This is a genomic window from Streptomyces canus, assembly GCF_041435015.1.
In the GTDB taxonomy this organism is placed as follows: Bacteria; Actinomycetota; Actinomycetes; order Streptomycetales; family Streptomycetaceae; genus Streptomyces; species Streptomyces canus_G.
This window is the reverse complement of the sequence record NZ_CP107989.1, coordinates 5309771-5325451: the sequence shown is the minus strand read 5'-3', so window position 1 is coordinate 5325451 and position 15681 is coordinate 5309771. Positions and strand designations below refer to the sequence as shown.

11 protein-coding genes, 2 tRNA genes and 1 pseudogene are annotated in these 15681 nt (G+C 70.3%); 7 read left to right on the top strand and 7 right to left on the bottom strand.

The window, feature by feature from the left end; all coding sequences use genetic code 11:
- Nucleotides 1–8: 8 nt before the first annotated feature.
- The gene (locus OG841_RS24255; protein WP_328639578.1) at nucleotides 9–884 is read right to left on the bottom strand and encodes a DUF2797 domain-containing protein; all 876 of its coding nucleotides are present in this window, start codon (nucleotides 882–884) and stop codon (nucleotides 9–11) included.
- Between the two features lie 308 nt (nucleotides 885–1192).
- Between OG841_RS24255 and OG841_RS24250 the strand changes: the two genes are divergently transcribed.
- On the top strand, nucleotides 1193–1741 hold the full coding sequence (locus tag OG841_RS24250; protein ID WP_328639579.1) for a GtrA family protein: 549 nt from the start codon (nucleotides 1193–1195) through the stop codon (nucleotides 1739–1741).
- 167 nt (nucleotides 1742–1908) lie between these two features.
- On the opposite strand, the gene OG841_RS24245 is transcribed toward OG841_RS24250, so the two are convergent.
- Nucleotides 1909–2448 (bottom strand): NUDIX hydrolase, encoded by a 540-nt coding sequence (locus OG841_RS24245; RefSeq protein ID WP_328639580.1) that lies wholly within the window; start codon nucleotides 2446–2448, stop codon nucleotides 1909–1911.
- A gap of 216 nt (nucleotides 2449–2664) precedes the next feature.
- Here OG841_RS24245 and OG841_RS24240 point away from each other — a divergent pair.
- The 3 genes and pseudogenes from OG841_RS24240 to OG841_RS24230 form a co-directional block, all read left to right on the top strand.
- Nucleotides 2665–2826 (top strand): annotated as a pseudogene (locus tag OG841_RS24240) (transposase); the annotation flags it as partial.
- A gap of 157 nt (nucleotides 2827–2983) precedes the next feature.
- Nucleotides 2984–3169 (top strand): hypothetical protein, encoded by a 186-nt coding sequence (locus tag OG841_RS24235; protein ID WP_328639581.1) that lies wholly within the window; start codon nucleotides 2984–2986, stop codon nucleotides 3167–3169.
- A 438-nt stretch (nucleotides 3170–3607) separates the two neighbouring features.
- A complete protein-coding gene (locus tag OG841_RS24230) occupies nucleotides 3608–5317 on the top strand; it encodes an RICIN domain-containing protein (protein WP_365116326.1) in 1710 nt (569 codons plus the stop codon).
- A gap of 654 nt (nucleotides 5318–5971) precedes the next feature.
- Here the strand turns inward: OG841_RS24230 and OG841_RS24225 are convergent.
- Both OG841_RS24225 and OG841_RS24220 read right to left on the bottom strand, forming a co-directional pair.
- Nucleotides 5972–6481, bottom strand: coding sequence for an SMI1/KNR4 family protein (locus tag OG841_RS24225; RefSeq protein ID WP_365116329.1), 510 nt, complete (start codon nucleotides 6479–6481; stop codon nucleotides 5972–5974).
- 923 nt (nucleotides 6482–7404) lie between these two features.
- Nucleotides 7405–7800 carry a hypothetical protein gene (locus tag OG841_RS24220; RefSeq protein WP_328639584.1) on the bottom strand — a complete coding sequence of 132 codons (396 nt, stop codon included), beginning with the start codon at nucleotides 7798–7800 and terminating at the stop codon, nucleotides 7405–7407.
- 656 nt (nucleotides 7801–8456) lie between these two features.
- On the opposite strand from OG841_RS24220, the gene OG841_RS24215 reads away from it, so the two are divergent.
- Nucleotides 8457–8981, top strand: coding sequence for a hypothetical protein (locus OG841_RS24215; protein ID WP_328639585.1), 525 nt, complete (start codon nucleotides 8457–8459; stop codon nucleotides 8979–8981).
- Between the two features lie 71 nt (nucleotides 8982–9052).
- Here the strand turns inward: OG841_RS24215 and OG841_RS24210 are convergent.
- Both OG841_RS24210 and OG841_RS24205 read right to left on the bottom strand, forming a co-directional pair.
- Nucleotides 9053–9125 (bottom strand) — tRNA-Arg (locus OG841_RS24210).
- A 188-nt stretch (nucleotides 9126–9313) separates the two neighbouring features.
- Nucleotides 9314–9404 (bottom strand) — tRNA-Ser (locus OG841_RS24205).
- A 153-nt stretch (nucleotides 9405–9557) separates the two neighbouring features.
- Here OG841_RS24205 and OG841_RS24200 point away from each other — a divergent pair.
- Nucleotides 9558–9986, top strand: coding sequence for an SSI family serine proteinase inhibitor (locus tag OG841_RS24200; RefSeq protein ID WP_365116334.1), 429 nt, complete (start codon nucleotides 9558–9560; stop codon nucleotides 9984–9986).
- 170 nt (nucleotides 9987–10156) lie between these two features.
- A complete protein-coding gene (locus OG841_RS24195; protein ID WP_365116337.1) occupies nucleotides 10157–14857 on the top strand; it encodes a PAS domain-containing protein in 4701 nt (1566 codons plus the stop codon).
- A gap of 232 nt (nucleotides 14858–15089) precedes the next feature.
- Here OG841_RS24195 and OG841_RS24190 read toward each other — a convergent pair whose 3' ends face one another.
- Complete coding sequence (locus tag OG841_RS24190) at nucleotides 15090–15671, bottom strand: TetR family transcriptional regulator (RefSeq protein WP_328639588.1); 582 nt, start codon at nucleotides 15669–15671, stop codon at nucleotides 15090–15092.
- Nucleotides 15672–15681 lie beyond the last annotated feature (10 nt).

Below are 15681 nucleotides of genomic sequence, written 5' to 3'. Positions count from 1 at the left end.
CCCCCTCATCAGAACAACCCGTCCTGAACCCCCGGCTTCTCCTTGAACTCTCTCATCGGCACGGTGATTTCCGACCCGTCGGCCGGAACCAGATCCCACCCCGTCATCAGCCGTGTGTCCAGTACGACGACTCCCCCGCCCTCCGTCTCCAGGTGCAGGTCCGGGCCGGCGGCCGCGATGAGCCTGCCGCCCACCGACCCGCCCGCGACGAGCTCGCTCACCTCACCGACGGCGGTGGGCAGGCCGGCGAGGCCGAAGACCTCGACGTGATCGACCGGCTCGTACGCCGCGCGCTCCAGGGACTCGGGCCAGCCGCCCAGGGTCACCGCCCGCGCGTGCAGTTCGCCGATCTCGGCGGCCCGCTCGGCGGCCGACGCCGGCAGGGCGGACCGGACGGCCCGCTTGTCGCCGTACGGAATGCGATCCGGTACCGAGAGGGCCGCCCGCAGCAGTTCCTCGGCGCGCCGGGCGGCCATGAGCGGACCGGTGCCGAGCCAGCTGAAGCAGACGGCGCCCTGTTCCCACAGGCGCGCGCTCCCCCGCTCGTGCGCCGTGATGCCGACCTTGACCATGCCGGGCCCGAACCACGCCAGGTACACCCGGTACGGACGGGGGTCGTCCGCGAGGGTGTCGGCGGCCACGGAGTGCGCCCGGTCCAGCCGCGCACACTCCTCGCAGCGCGCCCCCGTGGTCCGCCCCGACACCGCGGCCCGCGCCGGGCACGCATGCCCCCGCGCTCCCACACATGTCCGCACACCCCCCTCCGCGACCCCGAAGGCCACCCGCTTCCCCCAGGTCAGCGCACTGCGCCGACCGCCGACCCACCGCAGCACGGGCCCACCCGCCGACCACCGCAGCCCCGAGCACTTCCATGCCTGTGCCATCCCTCCCGAGAGTAGGCGTCACCACTGACAACGGGGATCATGCGAGGAACCGGAGACGGGTCCGGGGGAGCGGGAGACCGATCGCGGGAGCCGGAGACCCGAACGTCATCGACCTGCTGTCCTTCGCCCGTGCCCCGAACGACGGCGAGTAGCGGGACCGCCCCACCCCGGAGGTGGAGCTAGCCCCACCTCCCATTCGGGAGGGCACTCCATCGTTCCGGCGAGCCCGCGACGGCATCGTTGATCTCAGCCGATCCACCCCCGGATCAGGCGGATCGAGAAGCCCGCGCCGAGCCGGAGGAAACACCATGGAGCCGCAGACGGCCGACACGACACAGTCCCCGTCCTCGCCCTCCCTGTCCTCCCTGTCCTCCCCGGCCGCCCCCGGCCCCCTCGCCTCCTTCGTCCGCTTCGTCGTCTGCGGCGGCGGGATAGGCGTCCTCTCCAGCTTCGCCGTACCGCTGGTGGCGATGACGATGCCGTGGGCGGTCGCGAACGCGGTGATCACCGTGGTCTCCACGCTCCTGTGCACCGAGCTCCACGCCCTGTTCACGTTCGGCACCGGCCGCCGCCCCGGCTGGCGCCGGCACCTCCAGTCCTCCGGCTCCGCGGCGGCCGCGTACGCCGTCACCTGCGCCGCGATGTTCCTCCTCCACGTCATCCAGTCGGCGCCCGGCATGCTCACGGAACAGGCCGTCTACCTCACCGCGTCCGGTCTGGCCGGCATCGGCCGCTTCCTGGTCCTGCGCCTGTTCGTCTTCACGAGCGGCCGCAAGAGCCCGCTCCGGCCCCGGCGCCCCGTGCTCCCCCTGCCCCGCCCCGTCCTCACCCAGGCCGCCGTCGGCGCCACCTGCTGACGTACGGTCACCACGGCCGCTCGCCCCGAAGGGAGCTGTCGTGCACGCCTACTGGCGCAACGTGCCCGGCATCTCCTGCGACGACGAACCGGGCCGCGGTTTCGGGGAGTTCGCGATCCACCTCGACGACGGGCCGGCGGGGTACCTGCAGGGGTATGTCTTGCCGCTCAACCCGAGGCGGCCGCCCCGTCGGTGGGAGGCACTGCCGACGATCCGGGCGTTCGGGCCGCCAGGTGACGCCGCAGGGCCTCCGCCCCGTCGGACACGAACGTGGGCCTCCCGGCCGCCTCCAGCAACTCGCCCTCGCCGAACCAGGCGTGCCAAGCGATCTCCGCCGGATCGGGCACGAGCGCTCCGGTCACGACGACTTCGTGCACCCCGAGCCAGTAGGGGCTGATCTCGCCGCGGCACAGGAACTTGAAGAGGAAGCGCGGTGTCCCGACCACCCCCAGTTCCTCGGCGAGTTCCCGGGCCGCCGCCTCCTCGTACGACTCCCCGGCCTCCGCCGCCCCGCCCACCAGCCAGTTGTACTGCCCCGGGAAGCGGGAATCGTTCTCCGGCCGCCGATGCACCAGAATCCGCCCGTCCGGATCACGGCAGACCGTGGTCGCGATCCGGTGCAGCCACCCCTTCTCGATGGCCTCCGCCCGGTCCACCACCCCGATGACCCGGTCCTCCTCGTCCACCCGCTCCACCAGTTCGCCCATGACGGTCACGATGGCAGAGGGCTTGGAGCTTCTGCCACTGGAGTGCGTTCAAGAGCGTTTTGGTGAGCGGGAGTGAGTGGTGCTCGTCTGTGTTGTGTCACGCGCCTCGGTAGTGGTGTCGGTTAGCAGGGAACTGGCGTTCCCTCATCGAATGCGTGACCTTCACGGGAGGCGCTCGTTTCCCATGGCGACGGGATCTTCGGGTAGGGGTGAGCTCCCGGGCGTGAGGGACCCCGCCCCCGCATCCCCGGACCACGGCCACGATCCGTGCCGCCCGGATGCGGAACGAACGCGGGCAACCAGAACGCCCAACACCGTTCGGGGCGTTCGGCCGAGCACGAGACCTGGCAACAGGACTCACTCCCGCTCAGTCCCTAGGAACGGTACAGCTGCCCCCACCCCGGACTGGGCGGCGGGCTCCATGTCGCCGTCCCGGAATCGACGGCATCGTAGAAGCCATCGGATCCCGGATCCCCGGGCGCCGCCCCCGAGTTCACCGCCCTCCTCTGTGCGTCGCCCTCCGGAAGGAACTCCCATGACCCCGCTGCTGTCCTCCCCGTCGATAGAGACCTCCCCCGAGAGCGAACTGACCCCCCTCCTCACCGCCTGGGACCTGGCCCACCCCGCCGCGGCCGACCCCGACTGGCGCCACCTGCTCGACGAACTCGCCCACCCCCGCACCACCCAGGCCTTCCATGGCCTGGCCATGACCGCCGCATGACCGCGCTGCCACGCCGTCCCTCTACCGCAAGAGGCCCCGGAGATCCCACTCCGGGGTGTCAGAACAAGCCGCTCCCACGCCTGTTGTCCCTGACCGTCCGCCGCCATCGCAGATGCTCACCGGCCGGCGTCGCCCCAACCCCGAGCACAGCTCCGGAAGTGAAATCTGTGGATCTTCTGATGCACGGCAACCTTTTCGGCCTCCCGGACCACTCAGTGCTGTCCGGCCCGGTGGTCCGGTCAGATGCAACGGCTGAAAGAGAGCACAGACATGTCCCACGCCCACCCACGTCATCGGTGGCGTACCGCGTTGGCCGCCGCCATGCCGCGCGGCCGCGGTCGTCGCCGGTCGTCCCGCTCGGCCGACACCGGAGGACCACAAGTGACCCATCGTGGCCGTCGGTTGTTCGCACGTCGGGGTGTCTGGGCGGCCATCGTCATGGCTGTCGTGGCCGGCTCCGCGGTCGTGATCAACACGGCCTCGGCGGGAACCGTGGATTCGAAGTCGTGGTACGTGCTGGTCAACCGCAACAGCGGCAAGGTGCTGGACGGCCGGGAGTTCGCCACGAACGACGGCGCGGCGGTGGTGCAGTGGGCCCGTCACGGCGGGGCCAACCAGCAGTGGCGGTTCATCGACGCAGGTGACGGGTACTACAAGCTGCAGAACCGGAACTCCGGCAAGGTGCTGGACAACCGCAACTGGTCGAAGACCGCCGGCTCCGAGATCGTGCAGTGGAGCGACCGGAACGGCACCAACCAGCAGTTCAAACTGGCCGAGTCGTCGGACGGCTACATGCGTCTGATCAATCGCTTCAGCGGCATGGCCGTCGAGGTCCACAACGCCTCCAAGGCCAACGGGGGCGACGTCGTCCAGTACCGCGACTGGGGCGGCGCCAATCAGCAGTGGCAACTCGTCCCGGCCGGGAGCGTCGGCAGCGCCGCAACGCCGACGCCGACGCCGACGCCGACGCCCAGCGCGACGGCAACCAGTGTTCCCTCGAGCAAGGCTTCGAGTGGCACGAGCCCGTCGCCGGCGTCGTCTCCCGCGGCCGCGGCCGGCGGCGGCAGCTCGACGAAGAGTTTCATGGGTGGCAACAAGGTGCTCATCGGCGGCTCGATGTCCGACGAGTCGGCGGACGCCGCGCCGTTCGACGTGCGATACGCCTACGTGCACAGCCAGCCCGCGCCCTCGTCGGACTACTACTCGGCATCGAAATGCAAGGATGAGTGGAAGAGCTGGTGGGGCTGCTGGCAAGGCAGCACCACGCCACCCGGCAATTACGTGACCTATTTGAACGGCCAGGTGGCCAAGGCGACCTACAAGGGAAGCCCGCGCCCGCAGAAGTTCTTCTGGACCTGGTACTCACTGCGCGACCTCGGGGATCTGGCAGGTCAGGGCGACGGTCCGGGCGAGGTCGAGGCCATCAACAGGGTCGACCTGCTCACCCGGTACATGAACGACTACCGCTTCTTCCTCCAGAAGATCGGCAACGCGCAGAACATGATCGACCTCGAGCCCGACTTCTGGGGCTACGTCCGATCGCTCGGCGATCCGCACACGGTTGCCGCGAAGGTCTCTGCCGCGAATCCGACGGATTGCGGATCACAGGAGGACAGCGCCGCCGGACTCTCCCGGTGCCTGATCTCGATGGCGCACACATACGCACCGAACACCACCGTGGGCTTCCACCTCTCCTGCTGGGACTGGCAGAGCAACATGCAGGGATGCGCCAAGGACTACGCGAACCTCGGTGCGCAGAACGCCGACTTCCTGGTCGCCGATGTGTCGGACCGCGACGCCGGCTGGTACGCAAAGCCGGAGCACGGTGGCCTGGACACCTTCTGGACCGACCAGAAGGCCGCTGCCCAGATGGGGTTCTACAAGACGATGGCCGAGTCCGTGGGCAAGCCGGTGGTCCTGTGGCAGATCCCCGTGGGCAACATGGCGCAGAACAACACCCTCAACCATTACAAGGACGACAAGGTGGATTGGCTCCTCGGTCACATGGACCAGGTGGCGAACGCCCATATCGCCGGCCTGCTGTTCGGCGCGGGGCATGGCGAACAGACATCGGTCGAGACCGACGGCGGGAACCTGATCAACAAGACGATCGCCTACCACAACGCGGGTGGCGTGGCGCTCAAGTAGGCGGAGGCGGTCAGCCGGTCGGCCCTCTCCTCTTGGACGGGGCCGGGTCCGTCCTCTTGTACTTCGCCGCTGTACCCCCCCCCGGAACGCCAAAGGCCCCGGAGCGATCCGGGGCCTTTGCCCTGTGTGCACTCGTCAGGATTCGAACCTGCAACCTTCTGACCCGTAGCTCTACGGACATCGGTCAGTCGTGCGTGGTGGGATGCTGGGGTTGCTGTACTTCGCTGCTGTACAGCCCGGGCTCGGACGCCTTGGCGGAGCTGACGCGCCTCCTGGACGCGGGTGCCGATCCGGGTGAGTTCGATGGTTACAGCGGTTGGACTCCACTGCTCCATGCGATCGACGGTGAGGCTGACGGAGCCGTCCAGACAGGAGAACCCCTCGAAGCTGCCTGCACCGCAGTCCTGTTGGCATATGGTGCCGACCTCGAGCGTCCTTCCCAGGACGGGCTCACCCCGCTCCACCTTGCTTTCCCATCACGCCATGACATGGCGGTCCGCCTCATCGAGACGCACACCACCCGGCGCCATGTCGGGGAGTAACTCGGCTCTCTGCCATCGCGCTTGCCCATGCGTTACGGGGCTTGTGGTCTTGCCTCTACGGCTGTGAACGCCGATGAATGAGACGGAAAATGAGACGGGGCCGCCTTCAGCCTCATGGGTTGTGACATGCGGAGTCGGCCGGCACGCGGTGCGGATAGGGGCCCTCGTGCGCCTCGCCGCGCAACCAGTCGGTGAGCCACTGCGCGAGTGATTGTCCGAGCGGTCCAGGAGCGTGCCGGATGCAGCACAGGTTGGGGTCCCAGTCCCACATCTGGCCGTCGGACGTACGGAAGTCGATCAGTGTCCACTTCGCGCAGCCTCGGTCCATCAGCGGGACGAGTCCCGACGGGAGGGCGTCCCCATCGGGACCGCCGAACGCGTGGAAGGCCATGGTGATGTCCGCGCAGTCGCTGAACCAGTCGTCGGCCTCGGTCAGCGAGACCACCCGCCAGGGTCCGAAGCCACCGTTGGCGACTTCGAGATACATCCGCTTCAACAAGTCGGGCATCGGATTACCTACTACCCGCTCGAAGGCCGTGACGTCCTCAGCAGATGCGGGCCTGGGCAGCCCCCGGTCGGCCACATGCGAACGGACCGCCAGGACGAGTTCGTCATCAGTCACCCCAGGATCCTCAGCAACACGGTTCCTCTTGTCGATACCGCGACACAGCAGGACCTGCGCAATGAGCTTGGGAAGCTCGGGTTTCTTGGCAACGGTTACTGGGTTGACCTGCGTCGATTTGCAGACGGTGCTGGTGCGTCTTCCCTATGTGCTCCCCGCTGTTCCCCGTGATTCCCCACGGGATCTGGCAGGCATTTGGCACGAGGTCACGGCCGCGACCGGGAGTCGGTGAATCTTGGACCTGGCGTGCGTCCTTACCCGAGCGCGGGGTGCGAACTCTGAATGTGTAGCTTCACGCCATACCCTTCGCCTTCGTCCTCGCCCTCAGCGTCTTCGGCGCTCTTGCCGCTCTGCTGGCCGTCGTGAACGGCGTGCAGGTCTTCTTCGGGCGTCAGTTCGTCAAGCCATCGGCCAGCAGACGCTCCCCTCGACAGCTTCGGGCCGAGTCGGCCGCTGCTGCCGTAGCCATGCTCGGTGCTTCTGTGACGGCTTTTGGCTTGTTGGCGGGTGACATGTGGCCGGCGGCTGGCGCACTCGTGCTGCTGCCTGGATGGATCGCCCTTGCCGTGGTTCGTAGGCACTTCGCTGCCGTGGGAGCTGAGGCAGCTGTCATAGGCAGGACGTCGGTGGACCCTGAGTGACTGGGCAGATGGGTAGGCCGCCATCCATCGCTTGAGGACGGCGGCCGTCACGGGCACAGGTTTTGAGGTCTGGCCTCATCCTTATCAGGTCGATCGAAAGGGCTCTCGATCGCCGCTTCTCCCGGTGGACTTGCCCAATGATCAATCGTGTAGGTCCGATGTTGACCGCGAGAGTGCGCGCTTGTTGGTGTCAGTAGCTGATGTCAGGTACAGACGCCGCCTTGACATGCGGACTGCTGACTCCGGCCGCCGCTCCAACCTGCGTCTACAGCCGTACGCCGACTACTGGGTGGGGGAGGCGAACGGATTCCCGTCAAGAGGCGCCGGGCCACTCAAGGGCACTCCCGGGAGCAGGACCGGCGCCCAGTCCGGACCGCGCTGCTCCTGCCACCACCTGCCGATGGTCTGGAACTTGTCCTCGAACCCGCGATCCCAGCAGAAGAAGCCCGTGATGGGTGCCCGTAGGCGAGTGCGACGGCCACCCGCTTCGTAGATCACAACGACTTGGGCCCCCTGGAAGCCCTCGATGCAGATGGCCTGGACGTCTGACCACCGGATGGTCCGGCGGCGGAGGCTGTGCACGTTGGCTGTCGACTCCGTGAGAGTGACGCCGAAATACCGCCCGGCGATCAAGAGCACGAGCAGCATGCCGCCCCACATGCCAAACGACTCGGTCATCTCAGCCCCGACGGGCATCCCAGTCATCCAGTCCCAGATTTTCGCACCCCAGACGATGACAAGAAGCGGCAGAGCAGGCATTACGGACTGGAGAAGCGTGTACCGATAGCGAATAGGCTCCGGCTGTCTGGCTACGACGTGCGATTGCTCCACGATCCCTACCCCTACTCAACGCAGCCAACGTGGGCGCGTGATCACTCGGGCAGCATGGCGGACCAAAGGCGAGTTGTCTATCGACCTTGGATCGAAGGTGCACCCCACGCCTCAACCCCTCACTCCCCCCTGCTCCGATCCCGTCCGCCGTCGACCCACACACCGTGGAGCGGGCGTGGTTCATGGCGTCCAGGTGGAGCGCGCCACTGTACGAACGACCTGGACGCCAGGGGCCGCATCTGCTCGGCTCTGCCTGGGCCGATGGTGGACGGGATGGGAGCCCACCGCGCTCGCCACGATGTGCCCGCGGCCGGCCGGCTGCGGGTCATCGACCTGGACGCCCTCAAGCCCACAGACGTAAGACGACTCAGACGAGGACTCAGGCAATCCGGTCGCACAGGGCGGTGAGTGACGGCCTGCTAGCACTCGGCTGCCGGGCCGACGGAACCCACGAGTGGAGTCCCTGAGTCGCGCACGCGAAGGGCGTGCCAGACGCTGAGGTCATGAGCGAACCCACCCCCGGGCAGCCGCCCCGTCCTGATCCATCACAGCAACAGTGGGGACAGGGCGCGCAGCAGCGCCAGCCGCAGGGATGGAGCCAGCCGCCGTACGGTGCCTCGCCGCCGTACGGAGCACCGCCGAGGAAGAAGAGACGCAAGTGGCCGTGGGTGCTGCTCGTGCTCGTCCTTTTGGTGGCGGGCGGGTGCGCGGCCGTCCTCGCTGGCGTTTCGCACGAGGTCTCGAAGACAGTCGAGGTCGAGTACACGGTCACCGGCAATGCGCGAGACGTGACTATCGCGTACTCCGTATGGAACGACGACGGCATCTCTTCAAGGTCCGAGACCACCAAGACCTTGCCGTGGCGGAAGGTCGTGAAGACGAAGGGCTTCATGAAGGGGGGATCGCTGCTCATCAGCCTCAGCGGATCGGGAGGAACCGCCACTTGTTCCGTGACTGTGGACCACGGCCCCCCGAAGACCTCCACGGCGTCAGGACCGTCAGCGGCGGCTACCTGCTCAGGCTTCTGAGGACGCAGCGACGTACACGGCGTTGATGTCAAAGGCCCCGCCGGTTCAACCGGCGGGGCCTTTGATCTGTGTGCACTCGGCAGGATTCGAACCTGCAACCTTCTGATCCGTAGTCAGATGCTCTATCCGTTAAGCTACGAGTGCTTGTTCTGTTTTCTCGCCGTTCCTTGCCCTTCCGGGCCGCTCGCGGCGACAGGAAGAACATTACATGACTGCCGCTCGCATGTGAAATCCGTTTGCCGTAGCCCTTGTGGCCTGCGAAAACACCCCTCAGAGCGGGGGGACAACGACGAAGCCCCGGTCGCTCGGACCGGGGCTTCGGTGATCTTGCGCGGAGGCGGAGGGATTTGAACCCTCGATGGGATTGAAGTCCCAAACCGCATTAGCAGTGCGGCGCCATAGACCGGACTAGGCGACGCCTCCAGCACAGCCGCCCGCGCGAGCGCGAGTGGTGCGTGCAGATGATGACACAGTCGAAGGTCGTGCCACCAATCGGTTCCCACGGTACTAGGCGGGCGGGGCGCAGGGCAAAGTGCTTCCGCGCAACGTACGGCGCCGTCCGGCGTTAGTCAGGGCATGTCATACGTCACCCGGCTCGGCCGGCTCGCACGGTTAAGCCCCCTCCCCCTGTTCCTCGCCGCCCTGGCCCCCAGCCCCGCGTCGGCGTACACCGACGGCGGGGACCATCTCACCGTCACCGTCCGGGACGCGGGAAGCGGAGCCGACGGGACCTTCGAGGTCGGCTGTCACCCCACGCACGGCACCCACCCCGACCCCGCCGGCGCCTGCGCCGTCCTGGAGCGGAACACGCGGTGGGGGAAGGACACCTTCGCCCCCGTCCCCGAGGGCAGCCTCTGCACCATGCTCTACGGCGGCCCCGCCACCGCCCACGTCACGGGCACCTGGGCCGGGCGCCCCGTGGACACCTGGTTCGACCGGAGCGACGGGTGCGACATCGCGCGCTGGGACCGGTTCGTGCCGCTCCTCCCCAGCATGGACACCTAGCCCCCGAGGGGCGGTCACACGTTCTACTTCACTTCGTCGTGCGACCTCCCTCTCATCCAGCACCCCGGCACAACGGCAGCGCTTAGACTCCCTCGCGTGACACGTCGCGGGCCCCTTGGCAAGATGGCCCGAGCGGTCGGCAAGGTGCGGTAACAGGGAGGAAGCGTCTCGTGAGCAGCAGGCCATCCCGAGGTGCTGCTCGCCTCGCAGCCATACTCGACGCGCTTCCCGATGCGTTGGTGCTGGTCAACGCCAATGGGACCGTCGTCAACGCCAACACCATCGCGCTGGAGGCGTTCGAGGCGCCGGGCACCGCGCTGGTCGGGCGCGGGCTGCTCGATCTGCTGCCGCACTTCGACTCGCGGCTCATTCCGGGCTCCATGCGGCGCCCCGACCACATGGACCCGCGCGGGCGCACCAAGCCGACGCGGATGGTCGCCCGGCGGACCGACGGCACCGAGTTCCCCGTCGAGGTCACCAGCGCCAATCTGGAGAACGGCCAGCAGGCCTACGACGGTTACGGCTACAGCGGCGACGAGCTGCTCATGCTCGTCGTACGCGACCTCACCGGGACCGTGGACACCGAGGCCGAGCTGGCACGGTCGCAGCGGCAGACCGAGATGATCCTGCGGGCCGCCTCGGAGGGCGTCGTAGGCACCGACACCGACGGACGGATCGTGCTCGTCAACCCGGCCGCCGCCCAGATACTGGGTTACCGGGCCAGTGACCTCGGCGGCCGCGAGCTCCACGACCTCATCCTGCACTCCCGCGCCGACGGCACCCCTTTCCCGTACGAGGAGTCCCCCCTCGCCGACACCCTGCGCTCCGGGCGCAAGCACCGGGTGCGCGGACAGGTGCTGTGGTCGAAGAAGGACCAGAAGGTCCCGGTGGACCTGACGACCGCGCCGGTGCGCGACGGCGACCAGCTCGTCGGCGCCGTGCTCACCTTCACCGACCGGCGGCCCTACGACTCGCTCGCCGACGAGAAGACCGCCGCCGAGAAGGCCCACGCGGCGGAGCTGGAGCGGATCGAGGAGGAGCACGCCTCCGAACTCACCGCGCTGCGCCAGAAGCACATCACCGAACTGGAGGAGCTCCAGGAGCAGCACGACGAGGACATCGCCTCCGGTGAGGAGCGGTACGCCGCGCTCGGGGAGCGCGAGAAGGACCGCTACGAGGCGCTCGCCGGGCGCCACGACCAGCTCCTCACCCTCCTCGGCCGCTCCCTGCGGGGCCCCCTCGACGAACTGCGCCGCGAACTGGCCGCCCTCGCCGCCGACGACGCCGGCCAGCTGTGGCCCGAGGCCAACCAGGTCCTGCACCACCTCTCGGCCGGCTACTCCCGCATCACCAACCTCATCGACAACGTCCTCGGCTACCAGCGACTCGACGCGGGCACCGACGACATCGTCCGTACGAACGTCATGCTCGACGCGGTCGTCGCCGCCGGCGTGGACGGCGCGGTCGAACTCATCGGGCCGGGGCGCGTCCAGTTCGCCGTGCACGCGCCGCCCATCGAGGCCGAGGTCGACGCCCAGCGCCTCGCGACGGCGCTCGCGCATCTCATCGCGGACGTGGCCGGGGTCGACGCGACCGGGAACTCTCCCGTGTCCGCAGGCGGTTACATGGACAACACGGTCGTGGTGGCGGCCGCGCAGCGCGGCGAGGGCGTACGGATCGAGGTGCGCGGGCCGTACGCCGGGGGAGACCCGGTGCACGAGCCGATCGTGCGCGGGATCGTGCGCGCCCACGGCGGCGTGCTGCAGACGCACGAGGTGCCGGGCATGAGCGGCAGCGCGTACGTCCTCGAAGTGCCCATCGGCGGTGGGGCGGGGGCCGTCGCGGCTCCCGGTCCGGCCGCGCTGGAGGCCGCTCCCCTGGAAACCGTCCCCGTGGAGACCGCCCCTGCCGAGGGCGGCGGGCGGCGGCGGGCCCGGCGCTCCTCCACCGACGCCTTCCTGGACGCCGACGTCCCGGCCGAGACCGACGAATCGGTGGCGCCCACCGGGCGGCGCAGGCGGCGGGCGGCGGCCGAGCGGGAGCAGTCGGTGTCCCTGCCGGCGCAGGCCTCCGGCGACGACGGGGACGGCCCCGGCGGTACGGGTCGGCGCCGTGCCCGGCCCGCCGAGGCCGGTGTGTCCGAGGGTGCCGTGGTGATGGCAGGCGAGCATGGCGCCGGGTCCGCCGCCGCGGGTACCGGTCTCGGCGGGACCGTGCCTCCGCAGGGCGTGCCCGTGCCGGCCGGGCGCCGGGCCCTGAGCGACGGCGGCGAACAGCACGCGCTGCCGGCGGCGTTGCCCGCGGGCGGCTCCGCCGAGCCGGGCCAGGCGCAGGGGGAGCTCCCGGTCGCCGGGCAGGGTTCCTCCGGCACCGGCGCCCCGCAGCAGGACGGGCGCCGACGGCGCGCCCTCGCCGCCGCGTCGGAGCGCGCGGCCGCGCAGGAGGCGGCCCCCCGCGCGGTGTTCGCGCTCCCGCCCGCCGACGCGGACCGACCGTCCGACGCCGCCGCGGCCGCGGCGGGACTGACGCCGGTGCAGGGACAGGAACAGGGACAGACGACGGGGCCGGCCTCGGGGCAGATTCCGGGCCAGATGCAGGTCCCGGGGCAAGCTCAGGTCCCGAGCCAAGGCCAGCTCCCGAACCAGATCGCCGACCCGGCACACGACCCGAGCCAGAGCTCAGCACAGCTCCCGGGCCAGATGCAGGCACCAGGGCAGATCCAGGCACCAGTCCAGCCTCAGGTCCCGAGCCAAGGCCGGCTCCCGAACCAGATCGCCGACCCGGCACACGTCCCGAGCCAGGGCTCAGGACAGCTCCCGGGCCAGATGCAGGCACCTGGGCAGATCCAGGTATCCGGCCAGATCCAGGCACCGGGTCAGGTACAGGCCCCCGGACAGCTTCAGTCCCCGGGTCAGACTCAGGTCCCCGGCCAAGGTCAGGCCCCGGGCTCGGCACAACTCCCGGGTGAGGTACGGGTACCCGGCCAGGTCCAGGTCCCGGGGCAGGCACAGATCCCGGGTCAGGCACAGGTCCCGGGTCAGGCACAGGTCCCGGGTCAGGTGCAGCCCCCCGGCCAGGCCTCGGCCCCCGTTCCGGTCAACGGTCTCGCCCAGGTCCCCGGTCACGCCGTCCCCGCCGACGGTCACGGTGACGACGGTCGGCATGACGCCGTGCCGCACGACCAGGCCGACGACCACACCCCGCCGCAGCCGCACCCCACCAACGCCCCGACGGGCCGCCGCCGACGGGCCGTGGCCCAGCCCGCCGAGGCGCCCGGACAGGGTGTCCAAGCAGCCGCCCCGGGCGCGGTGTCGTCGGCCCAGTTCCCGGGTGTCCCCGTGCAGAACGCGACCGGACAGGTCGGCCTGGTCGCGCAGACCGCCCCCGCCCCGGCCTCGCCCCTTCAGGCGGCCCCGGCCCAGCCCGGCCTCGCGCCCAACCAGCCCCTCCCCGCCGAGACGCCCCAGCCGCAGACACCGGCACCGGCACCGACGCAGGACCAGGCGCAGGCCACGCCCGCTCCCCAGCCGTGGCCCACCAGCCACGCCTCCGGCGCCGTCACCCCCGTACCGGCGAACGGCGCCGCCACCGCCGTACCCCCGAACCAGCCCGCCCCCCAGCCCGCGCAGGCCCCCGAAACCGGTCAGTCCACTCCGGCGCCCGGCACGCCCCTGCAGGCCCGGGTCGCGCAGCCGCTGCCCGCCGAGGCCGCGGCCGCACCCGTCGACCCCAACTCCACCCAGGGCCGGGCGATCAGCGTGCGCACCCTCGGTCAGGGGGTCCCGTTCACCCGGCAGGCGGCTCAGGTGCAGCAGCCGGGGACGGCCACGCCTCCCCCGCAGCAGCCCGGTGGTTCGGGGCGGCGGCGCAAGCTCGGCACCCGGCCCGACCCCGCTGCCGCCGCGGCCCCGGAGCCGGGAGCACGTCCGCATCCGGCGGCCGAGCAGGCCGCAGCGGCACCGGCGCAGAGCCCGCAGCCGTCGCCGGCCGGACAGTCGCGGCTCGCGCACGCCACCGAGGCGGCCGGACGGTCGTACGCCATAGGGGCGCCCGACGAGAACGCCGCCGAGGGGCCCGAGCCGCTGGACGGTCCCGGCGGAGCCGTCGAGATCCCGCACACCCCCCGGCCGCAGCCGATGGACGACGAACTGCCCCCGGAGCCGCTGGACAACCCGCGGCGGCTGCTGGTGTGGCCCGCGCCGGACGTGACGACCCAGCAGGCGCTCAGCGACCGTGGGTACCGGCCGGTCATCGTGCAGTCGCGCGAGGAGGTCGACGCGCAGATCGCGGCCTTCCCCGCCGCCCTGTTCGTGGACCCGCTGACCGGGCCGATCACGCGGACCGCGCTCCAGTCGCTGCGGCAGGCGGCGGTGGCGTCCGAGGTGCCGATCATGGTGACCGCCGGGCTCGGGCAGGCCTCGCGGGAGGCGGCGTACGGCGCCGATCCCGCCGTACTGCTGAAGGCGCTGGCGCCGCGGGACAGCGAGCAGCACCCCCCACGCGTGCTGCTGATCGAGGAGCACGCGGAGATCGCGCTGGCGCTGACCGCGACGCTGGAGCGGCGGGGGATGCAGGTGGCGCGTGCCGCGAGTGACACGGATGCCGTGACGCTCGCGGGGCAGCTCAGGCCGAACCTCGTGGTGATGGACCTCATGCAGGTGCACCGGCGGCGGGCCGGGATCGTGGACTGGCTGCGGGCGAACGGGCAGCTGAATCGCACCCCGTTGGTCGTGTACACCGCGGCCGTGGACCAGGCCGATCTGCCTCGGCTGGCCTCCGGTGAGACGGTCCTGTTCCTCGCCGAGCGGTCGACCAGCGCCGAGGTGCAGTCACGGATCGTGGACCTGCTGGCGCGGATCGGCACCAACTAGGACGGTCGTCGGCCCGGTCGCGGTGCGGGGACAACCACGTCGCGTTCCGGCCGCCATCGGACGGTCGCGTGGCCGACGGCCGCCGCGGGCGGCTGTTCCGCCGGCTCGGCGCGGGGCTTCGTGATCTCCGCCGTCATCGGCTCTCGCGGCGTAGCCCGCGGGGCCGCGTACGGCCTGAGGACATGGCCGGGCGGTCGTTGCGGTGCAGTGTGCGCACTCACCGCACGACTCCCTACTTCGTGACCAGTCTCCGCGCCGCCTCCCGCACCGAGGCCCGCAGCCGCTCATGGTCGCTCTCCTCGGCGCCCACGACGATCCGCCTCATCTGGGGGACGACCACGGCCCAGTTGGCGAGGGCGATCAGCAGGAACAGCAGGTCGCGGGCCGGGATCGCGTCGCTGAGGGCGCCTCGGTCCTGGGCGTCCTGGAGGGCCTCGATCTTGTGCCGGTAGTGCTCCTGGCGCTCGGTCTCGTCGGGCAGCTCGTCGGCGCCGTACTCCATTCCCTCCCAGAAGAGCAGGCGCAGCACCTCGGGGTGGGCGGCGTGGTAGTCCATCACGCGGTCGATCCAGCCCTCGATGTCGTCCGGGTCGACGGGGACGGCGGCGGCCAGGTCGAGCATGACCTTCCCGAGGACCTTCGTGAACAGCTCCGCCTTGTTGCCGAAGTAGGCGTAGATCAGCTGCTTGTTGGCCTTGGCCTCGGTCGCGATGCGGTCGATGCGGGCGCCCGCGATGCCGTAGCGGGCGAACTCGGCGACCGCCGCCTCGAAGATCCGGGCCCGGGTGGCCTCGGGGTCCCTTACTGCTGCCATGGGGCCAGGG

Excerpts from the sequence above, each read along its gene's own strand:
- OG841_RS24245 (WP_328639580.1), bottom strand. The coding sequence starts at position 2,448 with ATGGGCGAACTGGTGGAGCGGGTGGACGAGGAGGACCGGGTCATCGGG.
- OG841_RS24235 (WP_328639581.1), top strand. The coding sequence starts at position 2,984 with ATGACCCCGCTGCTGTCCTCCCCGTCGATAGAGACCTCCCCCGAGAGC.
- OG841_RS24250 (WP_328639579.1), top strand. The coding sequence starts at position 1,193 with ATGGAGCCGCAGACGGCCGACACGACACAGTCCCCGTCCTCGCCCTCC.
- OG841_RS24190 (WP_328639588.1), bottom strand. The coding sequence starts at position 15,671 with ATGGCAGCAGTAAGGGACCCCGAGGCCACCCGGGCCCGGATCTTCGAG.
- OG841_RS24255 (WP_328639578.1), bottom strand. The coding sequence starts at position 884 with ATGGCACAGGCATGGAAGTGCTCGGGGCTGCGGTGGTCGGCGGGTGGG.
- OG841_RS24220 (WP_328639584.1), bottom strand. The coding sequence starts at position 7,800 with ATGACCGAGTCGTTTGGCATGTGGGGCGGCATGCTGCTCGTGCTCTTG.
- OG841_RS24215 (WP_328639585.1), top strand. The coding sequence starts at position 8,457 with ATGAGCGAACCCACCCCCGGGCAGCCGCCCCGTCCTGATCCATCACAG.
- OG841_RS24200 (WP_365116334.1), top strand. The coding sequence starts at position 9,558 with ATGTCATACGTCACCCGGCTCGGCCGGCTCGCACGGTTAAGCCCCCTC.
- OG841_RS24230 (WP_365116326.1), top strand. The coding sequence starts at position 3,608 with ATGGCTGTCGTGGCCGGCTCCGCGGTCGTGATCAACACGGCCTCGGCG.